The sequence below is a fragment of the Streptomyces sp. S063 genome (genome assembly GCF_002832675.1).
GTDB classification, from domain to species: domain Bacteria; phylum Actinomycetota; class Actinomycetes; order Streptomycetales; family Streptomycetaceae; genus Streptomyces; species Streptomyces sindenensis.
This window is the reverse complement of sequence record NZ_CP021707.1, coordinates 3,265,007-3,283,375: the sequence shown is the minus strand read 5'-3', so window position 1 is coordinate 3,283,375 and position 18,369 is coordinate 3,265,007. Positions and strand designations below refer to the sequence as shown.

Annotated in this window: 17 protein-coding genes; 7 read left to right on the top strand and 10 right to left on the bottom strand. The window is 73.6% G+C overall.

Annotation, left to right across the window (positions count from 1 at the left end; genetic code table 11):
* Together CCZ36_RS14880 and CCZ36_RS14875 are read right to left on the bottom strand one after the other, a co-directional pair.
* Entirely contained in the window at window positions 1-987 is a 987-nt protein-coding gene (locus tag CCZ36_RS14880; RefSeq protein WP_128817834.1) for a zinc-binding dehydrogenase, read from the bottom strand.
* A 109-nt stretch (window positions 988-1,096) separates the two neighbouring features.
* On the bottom strand, window positions 1,097-2,362 hold the full coding sequence (locus CCZ36_RS14875) for an NAD(P)-binding protein (RefSeq protein WP_237302667.1): 1,266 nt from the start codon (window positions 2,360-2,362) through the stop codon (window positions 1,097-1,099).
* Window positions 2,363-2,464: 102 nt separating this feature from the next.
* Between CCZ36_RS14875 and CCZ36_RS14870 the strand changes: the two genes are divergently transcribed.
* A complete protein-coding gene (locus tag CCZ36_RS14870; RefSeq protein WP_176735313.1) occupies window positions 2,465-3,148 on the top strand; it encodes a pentapeptide repeat-containing protein in 684 nt (227 codons plus the stop codon).
* A gap of 21 nt (window positions 3,149-3,169) precedes the next feature.
* On the opposite strand, the gene CCZ36_RS14865 is transcribed toward CCZ36_RS14870, so the two are convergent.
* The 4 genes from CCZ36_RS14865 to CCZ36_RS14850 form a co-directional block, all read right to left on the bottom strand.
* The gene (locus CCZ36_RS14865; protein WP_069739805.1) at window positions 3,170-3,667 is read right to left on the bottom strand and encodes a hypothetical protein; all 498 of its coding nucleotides are present in this window, start codon (window positions 3,665-3,667) and stop codon (window positions 3,170-3,172) included.
* Window positions 3,668-3,803: 136 nt separating this feature from the next.
* Window positions 3,804-4,649 carry a hypothetical protein gene (locus CCZ36_RS14860; RefSeq protein ID WP_128817833.1) on the bottom strand — a complete coding sequence of 282 codons (846 nt, stop codon included), beginning with the start codon at window positions 4,647-4,649 and terminating at the stop codon, window positions 3,804-3,806.
* Window positions 4,650-4,757: 108 nt separating this feature from the next.
* Complete coding sequence (locus CCZ36_RS14855) at window positions 4,758-5,402, bottom strand: response regulator (protein ID WP_069742427.1); 645 nt, start codon at window positions 5,400-5,402, stop codon at window positions 4,758-4,760.
* On the bottom strand, window positions 5,399-6,730 hold the full coding sequence (locus CCZ36_RS14850) for a sensor histidine kinase (protein ID WP_237302666.1): 1,332 nt from the start codon (window positions 6,728-6,730) through the stop codon (window positions 5,399-5,401). Before CCZ36_RS14850 ends, CCZ36_RS14855 begins: the two co-directional genes overlap by 4 nt.
* 242 nt (window positions 6,731-6,972) lie before the next feature.
* Here CCZ36_RS14850 and CCZ36_RS14845 point away from each other — a divergent pair, with 242 nt between their 5' ends.
* The 3 genes from CCZ36_RS14845 to CCZ36_RS14835 all read left to right on the top strand — a co-directional run bounded on the left by CCZ36_RS14845 (window position 6,973) and on the right by CCZ36_RS14835 (window position 10,360).
* The gene (locus CCZ36_RS14845) at window positions 6,973-7,530 is read left to right on the top strand and encodes a GlcG/HbpS family heme-binding protein (RefSeq protein ID WP_069739809.1); all 558 of its coding nucleotides are present in this window, start codon (window positions 6,973-6,975) and stop codon (window positions 7,528-7,530) included.
* Window positions 7,531-7,574: 44 nt separating this feature from the next.
* Complete coding sequence (locus tag CCZ36_RS14840; protein WP_237302665.1) at window positions 7,575-8,888, top strand: YncE family protein; 1,314 nt, start codon at window positions 7,575-7,577, stop codon at window positions 8,886-8,888.
* A 71-nt stretch (window positions 8,889-8,959) separates the two neighbouring features.
* A complete protein-coding gene (locus tag CCZ36_RS14835; protein WP_128817832.1) occupies window positions 8,960-10,360 on the top strand; it encodes a M1 family metallopeptidase in 1,401 nt (466 codons plus the stop codon).
* A gap of 28 nt (window positions 10,361-10,388) precedes the next feature.
* On the opposite strand, the gene CCZ36_RS14830 is transcribed toward CCZ36_RS14835, so the two are convergent.
* Entirely contained in the window at window positions 10,389-12,002 is a 1,614-nt protein-coding gene (locus CCZ36_RS14830) for a M4 family metallopeptidase (protein ID WP_128817831.1), read from the bottom strand.
* 331 nt (window positions 12,003-12,333) lie between these two features.
* Window positions 12,334-12,909, bottom strand: coding sequence for a TerD family protein (locus CCZ36_RS14825; protein WP_006125579.1), 576 nt, complete (start codon window positions 12,907-12,909; stop codon window positions 12,334-12,336).
* 192 nt (window positions 12,910-13,101) lie between these two features.
* Here CCZ36_RS14825 and arfB point away from each other — a divergent pair, with 192 nt between their 5' ends.
* Window positions 13,102-13,536: an alternative ribosome rescue aminoacyl-tRNA hydrolase ArfB gene (arfB, locus tag CCZ36_RS14820; RefSeq protein ID WP_030088019.1), complete on the top strand. Its 435-nt coding sequence runs from the start codon at window positions 13,102-13,104 to the stop codon at window positions 13,534-13,536.
* Between the two features lie 79 nt (window positions 13,537-13,615).
* On the opposite strand, the gene CCZ36_RS14815 is transcribed toward arfB, so the two are convergent.
* Window positions 13,616-14,122, bottom strand: coding sequence for a flavin reductase family protein (locus tag CCZ36_RS14815; RefSeq protein ID WP_069739812.1), 507 nt, complete (start codon window positions 14,120-14,122; stop codon window positions 13,616-13,618).
* A gap of 385 nt (window positions 14,123-14,507) precedes the next feature.
* Here CCZ36_RS14815 and cdgB point away from each other — a divergent pair, with 385 nt between their 5' ends.
* Window positions 14,508-16,166 (top strand): diguanylate cyclase CdgB, encoded by a 1,659-nt coding sequence (gene cdgB / locus CCZ36_RS14810; protein ID WP_069739813.1) that lies wholly within the window; start codon window positions 14,508-14,510, stop codon window positions 16,164-16,166.
* 143 nt (window positions 16,167-16,309) lie between these two features.
* A complete protein-coding gene (locus tag CCZ36_RS14805) occupies window positions 16,310-17,314 on the top strand; it encodes a carbohydrate-binding protein (RefSeq protein ID WP_069739814.1) in 1,005 nt (334 codons plus the stop codon).
* A 75-nt stretch (window positions 17,315-17,389) separates the two neighbouring features.
* Here CCZ36_RS14805 and CCZ36_RS14800 read toward each other — a convergent pair whose 3' ends face one another.
* Window positions 17,390-18,316: a 1-phosphofructokinase family hexose kinase gene (locus CCZ36_RS14800; RefSeq protein WP_128817830.1), complete on the bottom strand. Its 927-nt coding sequence runs from the start codon at window positions 18,314-18,316 to the stop codon at window positions 17,390-17,392.
* Window positions 18,317-18,369 lie beyond the last annotated feature (53 nt).

The window sequence follows — 18,369 nt, the reverse complement described above, 5'->3', positions numbered from 1 at the left end:
TCACGGCTCCAGGACCACCTTGCCCATGGTGCCCCGGGTCTCCAGCGCGCGGTGTGCGGCGGCGGCTTCGGCGAGCGGGAAGCGCTGGACGGCGGGGCGCAGCCGGCCGGCCGCCGCCTCGGCGAGGGCGCGGGTCTCCAGGGCGCGCAGGCCGCCGCCCCGCTCGATCATCTTCGGGCCGAGGACGGAGCCGGACGTGATCGAGCGTTCGGCCAGCTCCGGGGCGGTGAAGGTGAGTGGCTCGCCGCCGGACCAGCCGTAGACGACGTGCCGGCCGCCGGGGCCGAGGAGATCGACCGCGGCGCGGGCGGTGGCCCCGCCGACGGAGTCGTGGACGACGGTGGCCCGCAGGCCCGCCGCGTCGAGGTACTTCCGGGCCCGGCGCGGCCAGTCGGGGCGGGTGTAGTCGAGGGCGAGATCGGCCCCGTTGTCCGTCGCCCGCGCCACCTTCGCCGGGCCCCCGGCCAGCGCGATCACGGTGGCGCCCGCGTTCTTGGCGTACTGGACGATCAGCGTGCCGATGCCGCCCGCCGCCGCGGTGACGACGACCACGGAGTCCGGGCCGAGCGGGGTGGACCCGAGGATGCCGAGGGTGGTGCGGCCCGTACCGATCATGGCGACGGCCGCGGCGGCGTCGAGCCCCTCGGGGATCTCGTGGAGCCGGTCGGCGTCGGTGACGGCGAGTTCGGCGTACCCGCCGGGAGCCGAGCCGAGGTGGGCGACGACGTGCTTGCCGAGCCAGCCGGGGCCGGTGCCGGCGCCCAGCGACTCGACGGTCCCGGCGACCTCGCGGCCGGGGACGGTGGGCAGGGCGACGGGGGCCGGGAAGGGCCCCGGCTCCCCTTCCCGCAGGACCGTGTCCAGGAGGTGAACCCCGGCCGCGGCCACGGCGATACGGACCTGACCGGGGCCGGGAACGGGGTCCTCGGTCCGCTCGTACACGAGGTTGCCGGCGGGGCCGAAGGCGTGGAGGCGTACGGCGTGCATGAAGGGCTCCCCTGGTCGCGGTCCTGGCGGGCTCGCCCACCGCTGCGGCGGGCCGGGGAGCGTCCGGTCCTGATCCGCCGGACACCCCCTCGCCCCCCACCCTCGTACCTCAGGTTCGGTTGAGGTCAACCCCGGATCCGGAGCGCCGCCCGGCGGCCTTCACCGCGAGCATCGCGGCTTCGAGGCCGCTGGTGAAGGAGACTTCGCTGAGGAGTCCGGGTGCGGCGACCTGGTCGCCCGCCAGGAAGACGTCGTCGCCCCGGACCACGGAGGGCCGGTCCCGCCAGGTGGTGCCGGGGCGGTCGACGGCTCCGGTGCGGCCGTCGGCGAGGGCCTCGACGCGCCAGGTGGTGCGCTCCCGCCAGCCGGGGAAGCCGAGGTCGAGGAGGGTCTCGGCGCGGGCGACGCCCTCCGCCCGCCGCACGCCGGGGCCGATCGCGAACTGGCCCTGGAGCAGCTGTTCGCCGGCCGGGGCGAGTGAGGGGTCCTGGGCGGTGAACCGCTCCAGCCAGCCGGGCGCGTCCAGGTCCGACACGATGAACGCGTCACCGCGCCGGGTGCGCACCGCCAGGTCCACCAGGACGGTGCGGCCGCTCTCCCAGGTGAGGGAGGCGTCGTCGAGCAGGGCGCGGGCGGAGTCGAGGGAGGTGGCGACGATCACCGGTCCGGTCCGGGTCAGGCCGCCGAGCGTACGGGTGTCGATACGGGAGCCGGTCTCGACGGCGACCCCGAGGCCCCGGGCGTGCGCGGCCATCCGCTCGACGAGCCGGGCCCAGCCACCGACCGGGTAGCGGGCCTCGGGCGGAAGGGAGGCCAGCCGGCGCAGGCGCTCCTGGACGAACCGTGCCGAGAGCGCGCCGGGGTCGTGGTGGAAGAGCCCGGTGGCGGCGAAGTTCGCGGCGGCCCGGGCGCCCGCCTCGCCCACCTGACCCGTGGCCCACTCCCGGAAGGTGCTGTCCACCGGGGCCGTGCGGGGGTCCCGGCGGGAGAGCCGCAGCAGCGCGGCGGGCGGCAGCTTGCGAAGGGCCCCCGCCCGCCGGAAGCGGAAGCGGAGCGCTTCGAGGGGCGGTACGGAGACGACGGGACCGAGCAGATCACGCCGGGCCAGCCAGGTGCCGAACGGCCCGCGGTGGTACACGGCGTGCGGCCCCTCGTTGGCCCGGTAGGGGCCGTCGGCCGTCCTGGCCCGGCCGCCGGGATTCCGGTGTCCTTCGTGCAGGGTGACGCGCGCACCGGACTCGGCGGCGGTGATCGCGGCGGTGAGCCCGGCGAGGCCCCCGCCGACGACGTGGATGTGCCCCGTGCATCCGGTGCGGCCAGTGGATTCCGTGGATCCCGTGTGCTCCGTGGATCCCGGGTGTTCCCTGTGTCCCATGGCTGGATCTCCTTCGCTTCTTTGATGATGCGACGGATCGGGGGCGGCTGCCCGTGACATCGGCGGCAGGGCGTTGTCGGTGGTCTGCGTCACGATGGGGGGATGGCAGCGAGCGGCAGGAAGAAGAGCACGACGGGTGTGACGGCGGCGCGGCGGCCGGAGGTGCGGCTGCCCCCGCTCGTTCCGTGGGACGGGGACGGCCTGGAGCCCGACGGCGACTACGACGGGGTGCGGTTCGACGGGGTGGACCTGACGGACGCCTCGGGCCGGGGAGCCCGGTTCATGGACTGCGCGCTGGACGGCTGCGTCCTGGACCGCGCGGAGCTGGCGCGGGCCCGCTTCATCGACGCGGTGCTGACGGGCGTACGGGGCGTGGGCACGGACCTCGCGGAGGCGTCGCTGCGGGACGTGGAGGTGGTGGACGCCCGCCTGGGCGGGGTGCAGCTGCACGGGGCGGTGCTGGAGCGGGTGGTGGTGCGGGGCGGCAAGATCGACTACCTGAATCTGCGCAGGGCCCGGCTGAAGGACGTCGTCTTCGAGGGCTGCGTGCTGGCCGAGCCGGACTTCGGGGACGCGCACCTGGTCCGGGTCGAGTTCCGGGACTGCGTGCTGAAGCGGGCGGACTTCAGCAGCGCCCGGATGGAGTCGGTGGACCTGCGCGCGGTGGCCGAGCTGGACATCGCCCGGGGCGTGGACCGGCTGGCGGGCGCGGTGATCAGCCCGGCGCAGCTGATGGAGCTGGCTCCGGCGTTCGCGGCGCAGATCGGGGTGCGGGTGGAGGCGTGAGGGCGGCCGTCCTCCACGGCCTCACATACGGGGGAAGCGGGCCTGGAGGTCCCAGATCACGGGGTTGTCGGCGAGGCCGTCGTGCAGGTCGGCCAGGTCGGCGATCAGGTCGTGCAGGAAGTCGCGGGCTTCACGGCGCAGGAGGGAGTGGCCGAAGGTGAGCGGGGGCTCGTCGCCGGGCATCCAGTCCGCCTCGATGTCGACCCAGCCGAAGCGCCGCTCGAAGATCATGACGTCCGAGGACTCGGTGAAGTCCAGCTCCGCGTACTGCCGCCGGTGCGAGCGGTTGCCGCGCGGGTCCTGGTCGATCTGCTCGACGATGTCGCACAGCGCCCACGCGAAGTCGAGCACCGGCACCCATCCCCAGGCTGTGGACAGCTCGCGGTCCGCCTTCGTGTCCGCGAGGTAGACGTCGCCGGAGAACAGATCGTGCCGCAGCGCCCGGACGTCCGCGCGGCGGTAGTCGGTCTGCGGGGGATCGGGGAAGCGACGGGAGAGGGAGTAGCCGATGTCGAGCACGGTCCGATGGTGTCATGCCGGGCGGCCCGGGCGGCCCGGGCGATCCGGGTGGCCTGGGCGACCCCGGTGGCCCCCTCGCGCACCGGGCGCCACGCCGGCCCCGGTGGCTCGGTGGCCTCTGCGTCCGCCGACGGGGTCAGGAGCGCCACCAGGGCTCGCGTACGTACAGGCTCTCCTCGCCCGTGCACCCCTGGCCGTTGGAGATCTCGTGGGCGTCCAGGTTCCAGCCCACCACGCCGTTGCCCTTGCGGCTCAGCTCGATCAGACGGTCGCGTTCGGCCCGGGCGCCGTCGGTGACCTCGCAGCGGACGATCGAGGTCCAGGCCCGTCCGTCCAGCGCCGAGACGAACGCCAGGACCGGGAGCGCGACGGCGGTCAGCCCCAGCGCCACCCACTGCTCGAAGGCCGCGGCCCGGCGCAGCCACGGGGGCGGCCGGTGGCCGTCGTGGTGCGGGCCGCCCGCCGGGCCGGGGTGCGGGCCGCCCGCGGCGACGGGGTGCGCGCCGCTTTTCGCTCCGTGTCCGTGGGGCCGCCGTCGGCCGGTGAGGTACTCCACGACGACGCCCTTGCGCAGCACGTAGGCGGCGAGCCCGGTGCCCAGACCCCACCAGGGCCCGAAGAAGCACGCGTCGACCACACCCATCGCGACCGGGTTCACGAGGGTCAGCGCCGTCCGCCGGAGCGCGCGCAGGAGGCCGCCGCCTCTCGGGATCGCGCCGCGCGCCGCGAACAGCGCGAACACCACCCGGGAGACGACGACGGCGAGGACGGAGGCGAGCAGGGGGTCGGTGAGCACCATGCCGATCAGGACGTCCGGCCAGTTCGCGGGCTCCATGCCGACGAACACGTCACGGGCCGAGCCGCCGCCCCCGACGGTGTACGCGACCTTCACCACCGGGACCGCGAGGAGCAGGGCGAGCAGGATCGTGTGGCCGGGCCCGCCCTTGAGATCGGCGGACCGGGGCGGAGCGTCCTCGGCCATGGGTTCCCCGCTTCCCTTCGGGTCCGCCCCCAGCCTCCGCCGGGTTCCCCGCCCCTGCCAGCAGCACTGCTCCACCCGGGGGCGCGGCCCGGGCCGCCCGGGGCCCCGTCAGGGCAGGAGCCGCTGCTCCTTCGCCACCGACACCGCGCCCGCCCGGGTGTCGACGCCGAGCTTGTCGTAGATCCGCCCCAGGTGGGTCTTGACCGTGGCCTCGCTGATGAACAGGGCGCGGGCGATGTCCCGGTTGCCGAGGCCCTGGGAGAGCTGGGCCAGGATGTCGCGTTCGCGGTCGGTGAGACTGGGGCGGGGGCTGCGCATCCGGGCCATCACCCGGCTGGCGACGGGGGCCGAGAGCGTGGTGCGGCCCTGGGCGGCGGACCGGATCGCGGCGAACAGTTCCTCCGGGCGCTCCGCCTTCAGCAGATAACCGGTGGCCCCCGCCTCGATGGCCCGGGTGATGTCGGCGTCGGTGTCGTACGTGGTCAGCACCAGGACGTGGACCGTGCCGTCGGCCGCGATGCGGCGGGTCGCCTCGACGCCGTCGATGCCCTCGCCGAGCTGGAGGTCCATGAGGACGACGTCCGGCTTCAGGCGCGCGGCGAGCACCACGGCCTCCTCACCGCTGCCCGCCTCGCCGACGACCTCGATGTCCGGTTCGCTGCCGAGGAGCGCGAGCAGCCCGGCGCGGACGACCACGTGGTCGTCGCAGAGCAGGATGCGCACGCGGGCGGGGGCCGGGGATGCCTCGGTCATGTGGGGTCCTCCGTGGTGGTGAGCGGAACCTCCGCGGAGAGCACGGTGCCCTCGCCCGGCGCCGACTCGATGGTGAGCGTCCCGCCGAGCTGCCGCACCCGGGCCCGCATCGCCGGCAGCCCGTGGCCGCGTACGGTGCGGCCGCCGCGCACGCCCTCGGGCTCGGCGGTGAAGCCCCGGCCGTTGTCGCCGATGTCCAGGACCACCCGGTCGTCGAGGTGCGTCAGGGTCAGCCCGGCGGCGCTCGCCCCCGAGTGCTCCCGCACATTGGCCAGGGCCCCCTGGGCGATGCGCAGCAGGGCGGACTGCACCCGGTCCGGCAGCGGGGCGTGCGGGGTGCCCTCCACATGGCAGTGGACGGTGAGCGCGCCCTCCGCCTGGGCGCTCTCGCGGGCCGCCAGCGCGTGCAGGGCCGCCTCCAGTCCGCCGCCCTCCGCCAGGTCGGCGGGGGCCAGGTCGTGGACGAAGCGGCGGGCCTCGGCGAGGTTGCGTTCGGCGATGCCCGTGGCCGTACGGACATGGCGGCGGGCGGCGTCCGGGTCGGCGCTCCAGGTGCGGTCGGCGGCCTGGAGCAGCATCTGCTGACTGGACAGGCCCTGCGCGAGGGTGTCGTGGATCTCCATGGAGAGCCGCTGGCGCTCGGCGAGGGTCCCCTCACGGCGTTCCGTGGCGGCCAGCTCGCGCCGGGTCCGCAGCAGGTCGTCGATCAGCTCGCGCTGCCGGGCCGCCAGTTCCCGTTGCCGTACCGCCTGGCGCTGCATATGGACGAAGACCGCGGTCGCCACGGCGGCGACGGCGGGCGGGGCGAGGACCAGGTTCGGGTCGAACCCGTCGGCCAGCCGCAGCTGGGCGGCCACGACGAACACGGTGAGCAGGGCGACCAGGGCGAGGGCCGCGCGTGGCGGCAGGATCCTGAGCCCGGTGTAGAACAGCGGCACCGCGCACCACGCGAAGCTCGGGGCCAGGACGACCAGCACCATCCAGACGACGACGAGCACCGCGAGCCAGGCGAGCCGGCGCGGCGTGGGGCGCGAGCCGAGGACGGGGCCGAGGAGGTACAGCACCGCCAGGGTGACCGACAGGGCGATGATCCACGGGGTGCGGGCCTCGCCGGGGTGCCGCATCAGGAACCGGGTCAGCGAGGCGCCGAGCAGCAGGAAGAACGCGGCGTGCATGAGGAGGGCGAGCCAGCGGGCGTCGGGGTCGGACCCGGCGACCCCGGGCCGCTCGGCCTCGGTGCCGCCGCCGGCCGGTCCCCCGGGGGCCCCGCCGGCATCCGGGCCGCCGCCGGGTCCGCGGTCCGGCGAACCGCTGCGGTGCTCCACCATGTCCCTCTCGTCCGTCGCTGACCTGCGTAAACCCCTCCATGGTGAACCGATCCGGCCACCCCCGCATCAACCGATCGGCTGACGGGGGCGTCGACCGTCCCGCCCGCCGCTTCCAGCCGGTACGTCGACCGTACGGTGCCGGATCCGCCGGGAGGATCGATACCAGAGCGAAACGCCCGGACCACTCCGGACCTCCTCGCACCCCACGCCACCGGGCCGACCCGGATCACCAAGGAGCCACCATGAAGAAGCTGTCGCCGCGCACCCGTGTCGTCACCGGCGCCGTCGTCGTCGCCGCCCTCGGGGCCGGCACGTTCGGCGCGATGTCCGCGAGCGCCTCCTCCCCGGCGGCCGCCCCCGCCGCCGCCGTCAAGGCCGACACGAGCAACCGCAACCTCCAGCAGACGACGCACCTGACCGTCGCCGCCGCCACCAAGGCCGCGCAGGCCACGCTGGACGCGGCGAAGAAGGAGAACCAGCGGATCTCCGTCGCGGTCGTCGACCGCAACGGCAACACCATCGTCTCCCTGCGCGGCGACGGCGCAGGACCGCAGTCCCCCGAGTCCGCGGTGAAGAAGGCGTACACGGCCGTCTCCTGGAACGCCCCCACCTCCGAGCTGGTCAAGCGCCTGGAGCAGGCCCCGAACCTGAAGGACATCCCCGGCACCCTGTTCCTCGGCGGCGGCGCCCCGGTCCAGGTCAAGGGCGCCCCGGTGGCGGGCATCGGTGTGGCCGGCGCGCCCAGCGGCGACCTCGACGAGAAGTTCGCCCAGGCGGGCGTCGCCTCGCTCGCCCGGTAGTCACGCCCGTACGGCAGCGGAAGCTCCCAGCGGAAGGAAGACCCATGGACGCCCTCGATCACGATCTGCTCACCGCCGCACGCACCGGTGACACCGACCGGGTGCGCGCCGCGATCGAGGGCGGCGCACGGGTCGACGTCCGCGACGAGGAGTCGCGTACGCCGCTGCTCCTCGGGGGCCACGTCGAGGCGGCCCGCCCCCGCGCCGCCCGCCGCCTCGGTCTCGCCCTCGTCGCCGCCGCCCTGCTCGCCGGGTGCGCCACCGGCACCACGGAAGCGGACCCGGGGGACCCGGACGCCTCGTCCGCCGCGTCCGGCACCGTGGCGACCCCCGGACCCTCCCGTGCCCCCGAGGGCCGCACCCCCGACGGCACCCTCCTCGTCGCCGACTTCGGCAGCGACACCGTGACCTTCGTCGACCCCGGCCGGGACGGCTCCGGGGAGGGCGGGGCGCCCATCGCCTCGGTGAAGGTCGGCACCGCGCCCTACGGACTCGTCGTCGGCGAGGACGGGCGGGCCTGGGTCGCCACCGCCGAGGGCGTCGCGGTCGTCGACACCCGGCAGCGCACCCGGCTCGCGCTGATCCCGTACGCGACGGAGTCCGGCCCCGTCACCACCGGCGAGTACCGGGGCGGCGGCATGGGCATCGCTCTGGCCCCGGACGGCAGCCAGGTCTACGTCGGGGTCAACGTGCCCGGCGAGGACGGCACGGTCGAGGTCATCGACACCGCGACCCGCGAGGTCACCGGCACCGCGCGGGTCGGCATGCGCCCCTTCGACGTGGACGTCTCGCCGGACGGCCGCGAGGTGTACGCCACCGACCACGACTCCTTCGACGTGACGGCGGTCGACGCGGACACGCTGAAGACCCGCCGCATGCAGGTCGCCCCGTACGGCACGGAGGGCGGGCTCGGCTCCTGGCTGAAGCCGCACTACGCCGTCGTACGCCCCTTTGACGGGAAGCTGCTGCTGCCCTTCGAGGGGGAGCGGCTGGCCGTGCTCGACCCGCGCACCGGGAAGGTGACGGTCGAGCGGATGACCGCCGACACCCACCAGCACGGCGCGACGCTGACCCCCGACGGCACCCTCCTCGTGGTCGGCACCGGCCCGATCGGCCCGGACGACGAGGGCCCCTCGCTCACCGTCCGCGCCCCCGACGGCTCGGAGCGGATCGTTCCGCTGGACGGGCCGCACGAGGACGTGGCGGTGTCGGCGGACGGCCGCACGGCGTACGTCACCGGCGGCTTCACCCGCGACGGATACGGGAACGCGATCACGGTCGTCGACCTGGACGACGAGGACAGCGAGCCCGTCCGCCTGCCGGCGGGCGACCGGCCCCTCGGTATCGCCGTCCTCTGAACCGGAGCCGCCCGTGCGTCCCCCGAGGCGGGCGGCTCCTTCCCGTACCGGAGACGCCCTAAAATCGTCCGGTGAAGCCCCGCGCCCCCGCCGCCGCCCCCCTTCTCCTCGCCCTGGCCATCGCGCTCCTCGGCTCGGGCTGCACCGGTGGTGTCGAGGGAACCCCGGGCGCGGTCGGCCTGCGCGATTCGTACTTCCCCGGGCTCGGCAACGGCGGCTACGACGTCACCCACTACGGCCTGAAGCTCGACGTCGACCCCGCCGCGGGCCGGCTGCGCGGCACGGCCACCATCACCGCCCGCGCCACCCAGCACCTGAGCGCCTTCCACCTCGACCTCGCCGGGCTCGACGTGGAGAGCGCCACCGTCGAGGGGGAGCCCGCCGCCGTGAACCGGGCGGGCAAGGAGCTGACGATCCGCCCCGCCGCGTCGGTCGACGACCACATGCGCGAGGGCCGCACGTTCACCACCGTCGTGCGCTACTCCGGCTCCCCGCAGGCCATCACCGACGCCGACGGCGAGGAGGAGGGCTGGCTGCGGACGGCGGACGGCTCGGTCGCCCTCGGCGAGCCGACCGGTTCCCTGGCCTGGTTCCCCGGCAACCACCACCCGAGCGACAAGGCCGCGTACGACATCGAGGTCACCGTCCCCGATCCGCTGACGGCCGTCTCCAACGGGCAGCTGGTCGCCCGGCGTACGGAGGACGGCCGCACCGCCTACCACTGGCGGACCACCGAGCCGATGGCGAGCTATCTGGCGACCGTGGCCGTCGGCCGGTTCACCACCGAGCAGGCGCGCACCCCCGACGGCATCCGCCTGTTCACCGCCGTGGACCCCGAGTCGGCGGCGGCGAGCGAGGACGTGCTGGCCCGGATCCCCGAGGTGCTGGCGTGGTCGCGGGCCAGGTTCGGGCCGTACCCCTTCACCTCCGCCGGGGCGATCGTGGAGCGCACGGGCGACGCGGCGTACGCCCTGGAGACCCAGAACCGGCCCGTCTTCCCCGGCCCGCCCGACACCGGCCTCCTCGTCCACGAGCTGGCCCACCAGTGGTTCGGGAACTCCGTCACCCCGAAGACCTGGCGGGACATGTGGCTGAACGAGGGCTTCGCCACGTACGCGGAGTGGCTCTGGGCCGCCGACCACGACGACGTACCGGTCCAGGAGAGCTTCGACGAGGCGTACGACTCCGACGCCAACTGGGCGTTCCCGCCCGCCCGGCCGCCCGCCGCCCCCGACCTCTTCGACCCGCCGGTCTACGGGCGCGGGGCCATGGTCGTGCACCGCGTCCGGCTCGCCATGGACGACGACAAGGCGTTCTTCGCGCTGGTGCGGGGCTGGACGGCGAAGTACCGGCACGGCAACGCCTCCACCGACGACTTCACCGCGTACGTGGAGGAGGAGACCGGCCGGGACCTCAGCGGGCTGTGGGACGCCTGGCTGTACGGCGGAAACCGGCCCGCCCGGGAGGGCTGACCGGCTTCCGTGGTCCGTACGGCCGGGGTTACGCGACGTTGACCCCGGTCCAGGTGGCCGAGACCGCCTTCAGCTCCTCGCTGTCCGCGCCGAACAGGTCGGTCGCCGCCTTCTCGGTCGCGACGCGCGCGCCCGCGTAGTCGGTGGTGGAGGTCATGTAGACCGAGAGCGCCTTGTACCAGATCTGATACGCCTTCTCCCGTCCGATGCCCGTCAGCGTCGAGCCGTCGGAGGTCGGGGAGTCGTACTCGACGCCGTTGATCGTCTTCTTTCCGCTGCCCTCGGCGAGCAGGTAGAAGAAGTGGTTGGCGACGCCGGAGGAGTAGTGGACGTCCAGGTCGCCGAGGTTCTCGTCCCAGAAGTCCGCGGAGTTGCCGTCCTTGGAGGGCTGGTCCATGTAGCGCAGCGGGGTGCCGTCGCCGTTGATGTCGATCTTCTCGCCGATGAGGTAGTCCCCGGCGTCCGACGCGTTGTCGGCGAAGAACTCCACCGAGGCGCCGAGGATGTCGCTGGTCGCCTCGTTGAGGCCGCCGGACTCGCCCGCGTAGTCCAGGTCGGCGGTGGCGGAGGTGAGGCCGTGGGTCATCTCGTGGGCCGCGACGTCGATCGAGGTGAGGGCGTTCCTGTTGCCCTCGCCGTCGCCGTACGTCATGCAGAAGCAGCTGTCGTCCCAGAAGGCGTTGACGTAGTTCTCGCCGTAGTGGACCCGGGAGTAGGCGGCCTTGCCGTCGCCCGCGATGCCGTCCCGCCCGAGCGCCGACTTGTAGAAGTCCCAGGTCTGCGCCGCGCCGTAGTGGGCGTCGACGGCGGCGGTCTGCCGGTCGCCGCCGGTGCCGTCGCCCCAGGTGTCGTCGTCGTCCGTGACGAGGTCGCCGGTGCCGGAGGAACCCTGGTTGAGGTCGTACGTCCGGTGGCCGCCGCGCTCGCCGTCGGTCAGCTCGAAGCCCGCGTCGGACTTCGTGGTGGTGATCTCGACCTCGCCGCTGTACTGGCTGTTGCCGGTGCCGGTCTCGATCGCCTCGTAGCTGTGCAGCTTCTTTCCGGTGGTGGCGTCGGTGATGGTGTGGACGCGGCTGGGCGTGCCGTCCTTCTGGACGCCCTTCTTGACGGTCTCCCAGGCGAGAACGGGCTCACCGCCGTGGCCGGCGAAGATCACCTTGCGGGCGCTCGCCGCCGCCTTCAGCTTCGGCGTCGTCGACGCCACGGCTATCTTCCGGTCGGTCGCCCTGTCGACGCTTCGGAGCTTGCCGGCGGCGGTGGTGTGGGTGACGAGGTCGCCGCCGATGACCGGCAGGCCGTCGTAGGTGCGCTCGTAGCGGGTGTGGACGGTGCCCTGGGCGTCCGTGATGACGTCGCGGGCGATCAGCTTCTCCTGGCCGCCGAGCTTCAGGGCCTTCGCCGCCGAGGAGGCCTCGGCCTGAGCCGACTTGATGGCCGTGGCGCGCTGTGCGGCGGGGTTCACGCCCAGGGCGGCGGCTGTGGCGGGCTTCGCCGCGTCGGTGCGGGCGCCGTCGTCGGGGCCGGCGACGGCGGATCCGGCCTGGACACCGGCGACGACCATCGCGGCCACGGCCGCGAGTGCTGCGAGTCGGCGCGTGGTGCGCGGGGCGCGGGAGTTGTGGGGGGTCGTGTGGAGGTTCATGTGTGTTCTCCGTCGGTCGTCCTGTGGGGGGACTACGAGCGGAGAGCGTGCCATCGAATGAGCGAAGTTGACGGTGTGCTGACAATTGCCTCACAAGTTTTTGACCAGTTCTTGTACGAATGGGGTGTCGTGCTGTCCGGTATTCGGTGAAGTGGCGGGTTTCAGCGGCGCGGTGGAGGCGGCTTGACGGAGGCTCACCCACGCCGGGCCGGGTGGGCGGTGGCTTGCGTACACAGGATCGGACAAACGGTGGCTCACGCACGCCGGAGCCCCCGGCCGCGATCGCGGCCGGGGGCTCCGGCGGGACTGTTGTGCGCTCGGGAGCGACGCGTCAGAGGTTGACGCCGAAGTCCTGGGCGATGCCGCGCAGACCGGAGGCGTACCCCTGGCCGACCGCGCGGAACTTCCACTCGGCGCCGTTGCGGTAGAGCTCGCCGAAGACCATGGCGGTCTCGGTGGCGGCGTCCTCGCTCAGGTCGTAGCGGGCGATCTCGGCGCCGCCGGCCTGGTTGAGGATGCGGATGAAGGCGTTGCGGACCTGGCCGAAGTTCTGGCTGCGGGTCTCGGCGTCGTAGATGGAGACCGGGAAGACGATCTTGTCGACGTCGGCCGGCAGACCTGCCAGGTTGACGTTGATCTGCTCGTCGTCGCCCTCGCCCTCACCCGTGACGTTGTCACCGGTGTGCACGATGGTCTGGTCCGGCGTCGACTTGTTGTTGAAGAAGACGAAGTGGCCGTCCGAGACGACCTTCCCGCCCGCGTTGACCGCGATCGCCGAGGCGTCGAGGTCGAAGTCGGTGCCGGTGGTGGTGCGGACGTCCCAGCCGAGGCCGACCGTGACGGCGGTAAGGCCCGGTGCCTCCTTGGTGAGCGAGACGTTGCCGCCCTTGGACAGGCTTACTGCCATGGGAAGTCCCTTTCCTCGTCGTGTGCGGGCTTCGTGCCATCACGAAAGCTACCGTCACCCGTCCTAACGCAAGCAGGAGACCACGAGGTTCCTGCTCGCTTTACTTTCTTTACGAAGTTCCTTCGGACGGGACGCCCGCAGGGGGCGGGGCAGCGCAAAAGAAGGTGACGGGCGGGGCCCGGGGGAGGGACCATGGGTGTCATGTCCGGGCCCTATGTCATCCGCGGCTCGGTCTCCCTCCCGGAGGCCGAGCTCATGTGGCGTTTCTCGCGGTCCTCCGGGCCCGGCGGCCAGCACGTCAACACCAGCGACTCCCAGGTGGAGCTGCGCTTCGACCTGGCCGCGACCGACGCGCTCCCCGAGGTGTGGAAGGCGCGGGCGCTGGAGCGGCTCGCGGGCCGGCTGGTGGGCGGGGTGGTCTCCGTACGGGCCTCCGAACACCGCTCCCAGTGGCGCAACCGCGAGACGGCCGCCGTGCGGCTCGCCGCCCTCCTCGCCGAGGCCACCGCGCCGCCGCCCAAGCCCCGGATCAAGCGGAAGATCCCGCGCGGGATCAACGAGCGCAGGCTGCGCGAGAAGAAGCAGCGCGGCGACACCAAGCGCGGCCGCTCGGGCCGCGACTGGTAGCCCGCGGCCACGCCCCGTCCCGAAGCGGCGCGTCGGCCACGTCCCGGAACGCGGTGTCGGCCCGGTTGCGGAACGGGTGTCAGCCCAGCTGCCGGTAGCGCCCCTTGAAGTACGTCAGCGGATCGCCCTCCGGGCTCGGCAGCTCCGCCGTGAGCACCCGCCCGATCACCAGGGTGTGGTCCCCGGCCACCACGCGCTGCTCGGTCCGGCACTCCAGCGTCGCCAGGGCCCCGCCGATCAGCGGAGCCCGCGTCACCTCGCCCCGCACGTACGCGATGTCCTCGAACAGCAGCCGGTCGCTGATCCGGCCCTTCATGGCGAACCGGCCCGCGATGTGCCGCTGGCTCGCGGCCAGGACGGAGACCGCCCACAGCGGCTGCTCGTCCAGCAGGTCGTCCATCCGGGAGCCGTTGCGCAGGCTCACCGTCACCAGGGGCGGCTCCAGGGACACGGACATGAAGGCGGTCGCCGTCATGCCCACGTCCTCACCCCGGCCGTCCTCGTCGAGGGGCGGCTCCTGGGCGGTGACCAGCACCACCCCGGCGGCCAGCCGGGCGAGGGCGGCGCGGAACTCGTCGTTGCTCACGCCCCCAGCATGGGGGACGTTCTCGGGGCGCGGGGTGGGGGGCTTCGTGTTGAGCACATCCCGACGCTAACCGCGGGGGCCGGACGGCCGCATCGGGCCAGGGGACCAGGCCGGTCCTAGGACCCCGGGAGGGGGACGGCGGGGAGGGGCGTGCGCGGGCGCACACAAAGGGAGTCCGTCCCTCCCGGTGACCGCCGAACGACCGTCGTCGCCGTGAGTCACCGGCACCCCCCGGTCATCTGTTGTGACTTGAGTCACAGAGTCCATTTTCTGCTGACCCTGTGTACCGGGTGCACAGCTCACTGTGATTCAGTGGCGGGGACACTGCAACAAGTACGTCGATATGAAACCTGGAGTTGCTGTCGAGGTCTCGGGGGTGCGAGCGATGGAGGCCGAGTCGGAGCCGTACGTCCGCCTGGCGACCATGCGGCAGCTGCATCAGGCCGTCGCCGATCTCAACACGGCGCGGAGTCTGGCCGACACGCTCCAGAGCGTGGCCGACGGCATCGTCGCGAGCCTCGGCTACGAGCTGGCCTGCGTCAACCTGGTCCGGCCCGAGGGCGATCTCGTCATCGCCGCCTTCGCGGGCAACGCCGCCGCCGAGGCCCTGATCACCGGCCGCGTCGGCTCCCGCGACTCCTGGAACCGCCGGCTCTCCATGGGCGAGGCCTGGGGCGGTCTCCGCTTCATCCCGCACACCGAGGGCTGGGTCCTGCTCGACGACGACGTACCGCAGTGGCACACCGAGGGGCCCGAACCCCGGTTCGAGGACGAATGGCACCCGCTCGACCGGCTCTACGCCCCGATGTACGCGTCGGCGGGCGAGGGCGACCTCCTCGGGGTCATATCGGTCGACCGGCCGCGCAACGGACGCCGCCCCGGCGCATGGGGGCGCGAAGCGCTCCAGATGTACGCCTCCCAGGCCGCCATCGCCATCAGCAACGCCCGGCTGCGGGCCAACATGCAGCGCGCCCTGGTCCGCCTGGAGCGGGAGCAGCAGGCGCTGCGGGCCAGCGAGGAGTCCTTCCGGCAGGCCTTCGAGTACGCCCCCAGCGGTATGGCCATCGCCGAGATGGGCGGCGACCAGCAGGGCAGGCTGCTGCGGACCAACGACGCCCTGTGCCGGCTGCTCGGCCGTCCGGCCTCCGTCATGCGCCGCTACTCCTTCGCCGACCTGGTCCACCCCGAGGACATCGGCACCCTGCTGCGCACCTCCGCCGAGGGCGGCCGGGCCGAGCTGCGCCTCAGCCGCCGGGACGGCACGTACCTCTGGGTCTCGCTGCGCAACTCGGTCGTCGCGGACACCGCCGACGGGCCGCGCTTCCTGCTCACCCATGTCGAGGACATAGAGGAGCGCAAGCGCCACGAGCTGAACCTCGCCCACCGCGCCTCGCACGACGCGCTGACCGGGCTGCCCAACAGCGCCGAGCTGAAGTCGCGGCTCAGCGCCCGGATCTGCGAGCGGCCGAACTCCTCCCCGGCCGCGACGGCGATCGAGGCGCTGGACGCGGCGTACGGGGACGTCGAGTCGTCCCTGACCCACGGCTACCAGGCCGACGGCTACGAGGGCGAGGTGGTCCCCGGCGGCGGGCCCTTCGACCACCACGTGCACACGGTGGCTCCGGATCCGGAGCACGACGACGGGACGAAGGGGCTCGCGGTCCTCTTCTGCGACCTCGACGGTTTCAAGTCGATCAACGACCGCTTCGGGCACCACACCGGCGACGCCGTGCTCATCGAGGTCGCCCGACGGCTGAGCACGTGTGTGCGGGACGGCGACACGGTCGCCCGGCTCGGGGGTGACGAATTCGTCGTTCTCGCCGACGGCCTCGGGGCGGCGGACGCCGCTGACCTGGCCGTTCGTCTGAGAAATGCCATCATTCCGCCCATAAGGGTCGATGGGCGCGCGGTCCGGGTCGGGGCGAGTTTCGGCATCGGCTGGGCCGAGTGCGGCATGACCGTCGAAGAGGTCCTGCGCTCCGCCGACCAGCGGATGTACGTGGAAAAGCGGTCCCGGTCGAAGGTTCACCGCAGGGCCGGATGACGTTCACGGCCCGTTTCTCCCCCTACCCCGTACCCGTTCCCCGGAGCCGTCCGGGCCTTTGAGCTCACTTCGGGGCCTGCTCCGTTCGAGGTAGGCTCGGCCGGTCGGCGACGGCTGGCGAGATGGTGAGGAGTGACCCAGGGATGACGGCCGGAAACAACGGCGCGAGCAAGCCCGAGGACGACGATCCGTTCGGCTACCTGTACGCGGACGGACAGGCGGCAGGCGCCCAGGCGCCCGGCCAGGGCGGCTACGGCTACCCGGGTCCGGCCGCGCAGCCGGGCGTGCCCAGAACGTCCTACAACCAGGTGCGCGCCGTCGGTGAGCGCCAGTACGGCCAGCAGCAGGTGCCGCAGCAGCAGGGCGGGTACGGCTACCCGCCCCAGCAGGCCTACGGTCAGCCCGCGCAGCAGTACAACCGGCCGAACCCGCAGTACGCGGCCCCCGAGACCTACCCCGGCGGCGCGTCCCACGGACAACCCCCGGCGCAGGGCGGTCACGGCGGCGGCACGGGCCGTGGCGGCCCGAACACGAAGGCGCTCCTGATCGCGGCGGTCGCCGTGGTCGCGGTCGTCCTCATCGGCATCGGCGCCGCCCTGCTCACGGGCGACGACGGCGACAAGGACGACAAGAGCAACGAGGCGTCCTCCTCGCAGGGCCCCGCCGGCGAGGTCGAGGAGTCGAAGAAGCCGGAGAAGGAGAAGCCGAAGGAGACCCCGAAGCCGGTCGAGCTGCCGAAGCAGGACGCGGCGACGCTGACGCTGGGCGGCACGGCGGCCCTGGACTCCACGGTCAAGGGCGCCAAGGGCGCGAACGGCAACTACATCAACCTCAACGAGGTCGGCCGCTCGGCCACCTGGACGGTCGAGGTGCCCGAGGCCGGCGCGTACACCCTGTACGTGACCTACGGCGTGCCCGGCAAGGACGCGAAGACGACCCTGACGGTCAACGCGCAGGAGCCGCGCTCCATCAACATGAAGAACTTCGCGCACGCCGAAGAGGGCGACCTGGAGAAGGGCTGGACGAACACCTACGCGTACGTCCAGCTCGACAAGGGCACCAACACCCTCAAGCTGTCCTGCGAGGAAGGCGACCAGTGCGACGCCAACCTCGACCAGCTGGAGCTGAAGGCGGGCCACATCGAGTAGAACGGCCGAACGCCGACCGCTTGCCCACGCCCCGATCACCGTCCCGGTGGCCGGGGCGTCGGCATGTCCGGCGGGTCAGGGCGCCGGGACGTGCGGCTCCACCGTGACGCGCGGCAGCAGTTCCGCGTAGGCCGCCGCGTCGAACTCGCCGGCCGTCGGGGCCAGCACCGTCGCCGCGGACAGGGCCACCGCCCGGGCCAGCCGCTCCGGCCAGGGCAGGCCCTCGGCCAGGGCGGAGAGCAGCCCGGCGACCGCCGAGTCGCCCGCACCGGTCGGGTTGCCGCGCACGGGGGCGGGCGGGGCGGCCCGCCAGACGCCGTCCGGGGTGAGCGCGAGCACCCCCTCCGGGCCGAGCGAGGCGACCACGGCGTGGGCCCCGCGGCGGCGGGCGTCCCCCGCCGCGCGCAGCGGTTCGCGGGAGCCGGTCAGCCGGGCCAGCTCCTCCGCGTTCGGCTTGACCAGGTCGGGGCGGGCGGCGATGCCCCGGCGCAGCGGTTCGCCGCTGGTGTCCAGGAGCACGGGTACGGCGGCGGCGCGGGCGATCCGGACCAGTTCGGCGTACGCCCCGACATGGATGCCGGGCGGCAGGGAGCCGCAGAGCGCGACCGCGTCGGCCCCGGCGACCAGCTCCTCGTAGGTCCGCAGGAAGGCGGCCCAGTCGGCAGGGCTCACCTGCGGACCGGGTTCGTTGAGCTGGGTGGTGTCGCCGGTCGAGCGGTCGGTGATCGCGAGGGTGCGGCGGGTGTTCCCGGCGACCTCGACGAGGGCGTCGCGCGGCGGGAGCGGCGCGAGGAGGCCGCGCAGGACGTCTCCGTTCGCACCGCCGACGAAGCCGGTGACCACGGCGTCGTGGCCGAGCGCGCCCAGCACCCGGGCGACGTTCAGGCCCTTTCCGCCGGGGCGCTCGATGACCTCGCCGACCCGGTGGCTGCCGTGCGGGACGAGCGCGTCGACGGTGTACGTCACGTCGAGCGCGGTGTTCAGGGTGACGGTCAGGATCATCTCGGCCGGCCCCTCCCTCGGTACATGGCCCCAGCGGTGCGCGCCCCCGGCCG

Bases quoted from the DNA above. Each gene is read 5' to 3' on its own strand.
- CCZ36_RS14855 (WP_069742427.1), bottom strand. From the start codon at position 5,402: ATGACCGAGGCATCCCCGGCCCCCGCCCGCGTGCGCATCCTGCTCTGC.
- CCZ36_RS14875 (WP_237302667.1), bottom strand. From the start codon at position 2,362: ATGGGACACAGGGAACACCCGGGATCCACGGAGCACACGGGATCCACG.
- CCZ36_RS14840 (WP_237302665.1), top strand. From the start codon at position 7,575: ATGGACGCCCTCGATCACGATCTGCTCACCGCCGCACGCACCGGTGAC.
- CCZ36_RS14850 (WP_237302666.1), bottom strand. From the start codon at position 6,730: ATGGTGGAGCACCGCAGCGGTTCGCCGGACCGCGGACCCGGCGGCGGC.
- arfB (WP_030088019.1), top strand. From the start codon at position 13,102: ATGGGTGTCATGTCCGGGCCCTATGTCATCCGCGGCTCGGTCTCCCTC.
- CCZ36_RS14870 (WP_176735313.1), top strand. From the start codon at position 2,465: ATGGCAGCGAGCGGCAGGAAGAAGAGCACGACGGGTGTGACGGCGGCG.
- CCZ36_RS14845 (WP_069739809.1), top strand. From the start codon at position 6,973: ATGAAGAAGCTGTCGCCGCGCACCCGTGTCGTCACCGGCGCCGTCGTC.
- CCZ36_RS14800 (WP_128817830.1), bottom strand. From the start codon at position 18,316: ATGATCCTGACCGTCACCCTGAACACCGCGCTCGACGTGACGTACACC.
- CCZ36_RS14880 (WP_128817834.1), bottom strand. From the start codon at position 987: ATGCACGCCGTACGCCTCCACGCCTTCGGCCCCGCCGGCAACCTCGTG.
- CCZ36_RS14830 (WP_128817831.1), bottom strand. From the start codon at position 12,002: ATGAACCTCCACACGACCCCCCACAACTCCCGCGCCCCGCGCACCACG.
- CCZ36_RS14825 (WP_006125579.1), bottom strand. From the start codon at position 12,909: ATGGCAGTAAGCCTGTCCAAGGGCGGCAACGTCTCGCTCACCAAGGAG.
- CCZ36_RS14860 (WP_128817833.1), bottom strand. From the start codon at position 4,649: ATGGCCGAGGACGCTCCGCCCCGGTCCGCCGATCTCAAGGGCGGGCCC.
- CCZ36_RS14805 (WP_069739814.1), top strand. From the start codon at position 16,310: ATGACGGCCGGAAACAACGGCGCGAGCAAGCCCGAGGACGACGATCCG.
- cdgB (WP_069739813.1), top strand. From the start codon at position 14,508: ATGGAGGCCGAGTCGGAGCCGTACGTCCGCCTGGCGACCATGCGGCAG.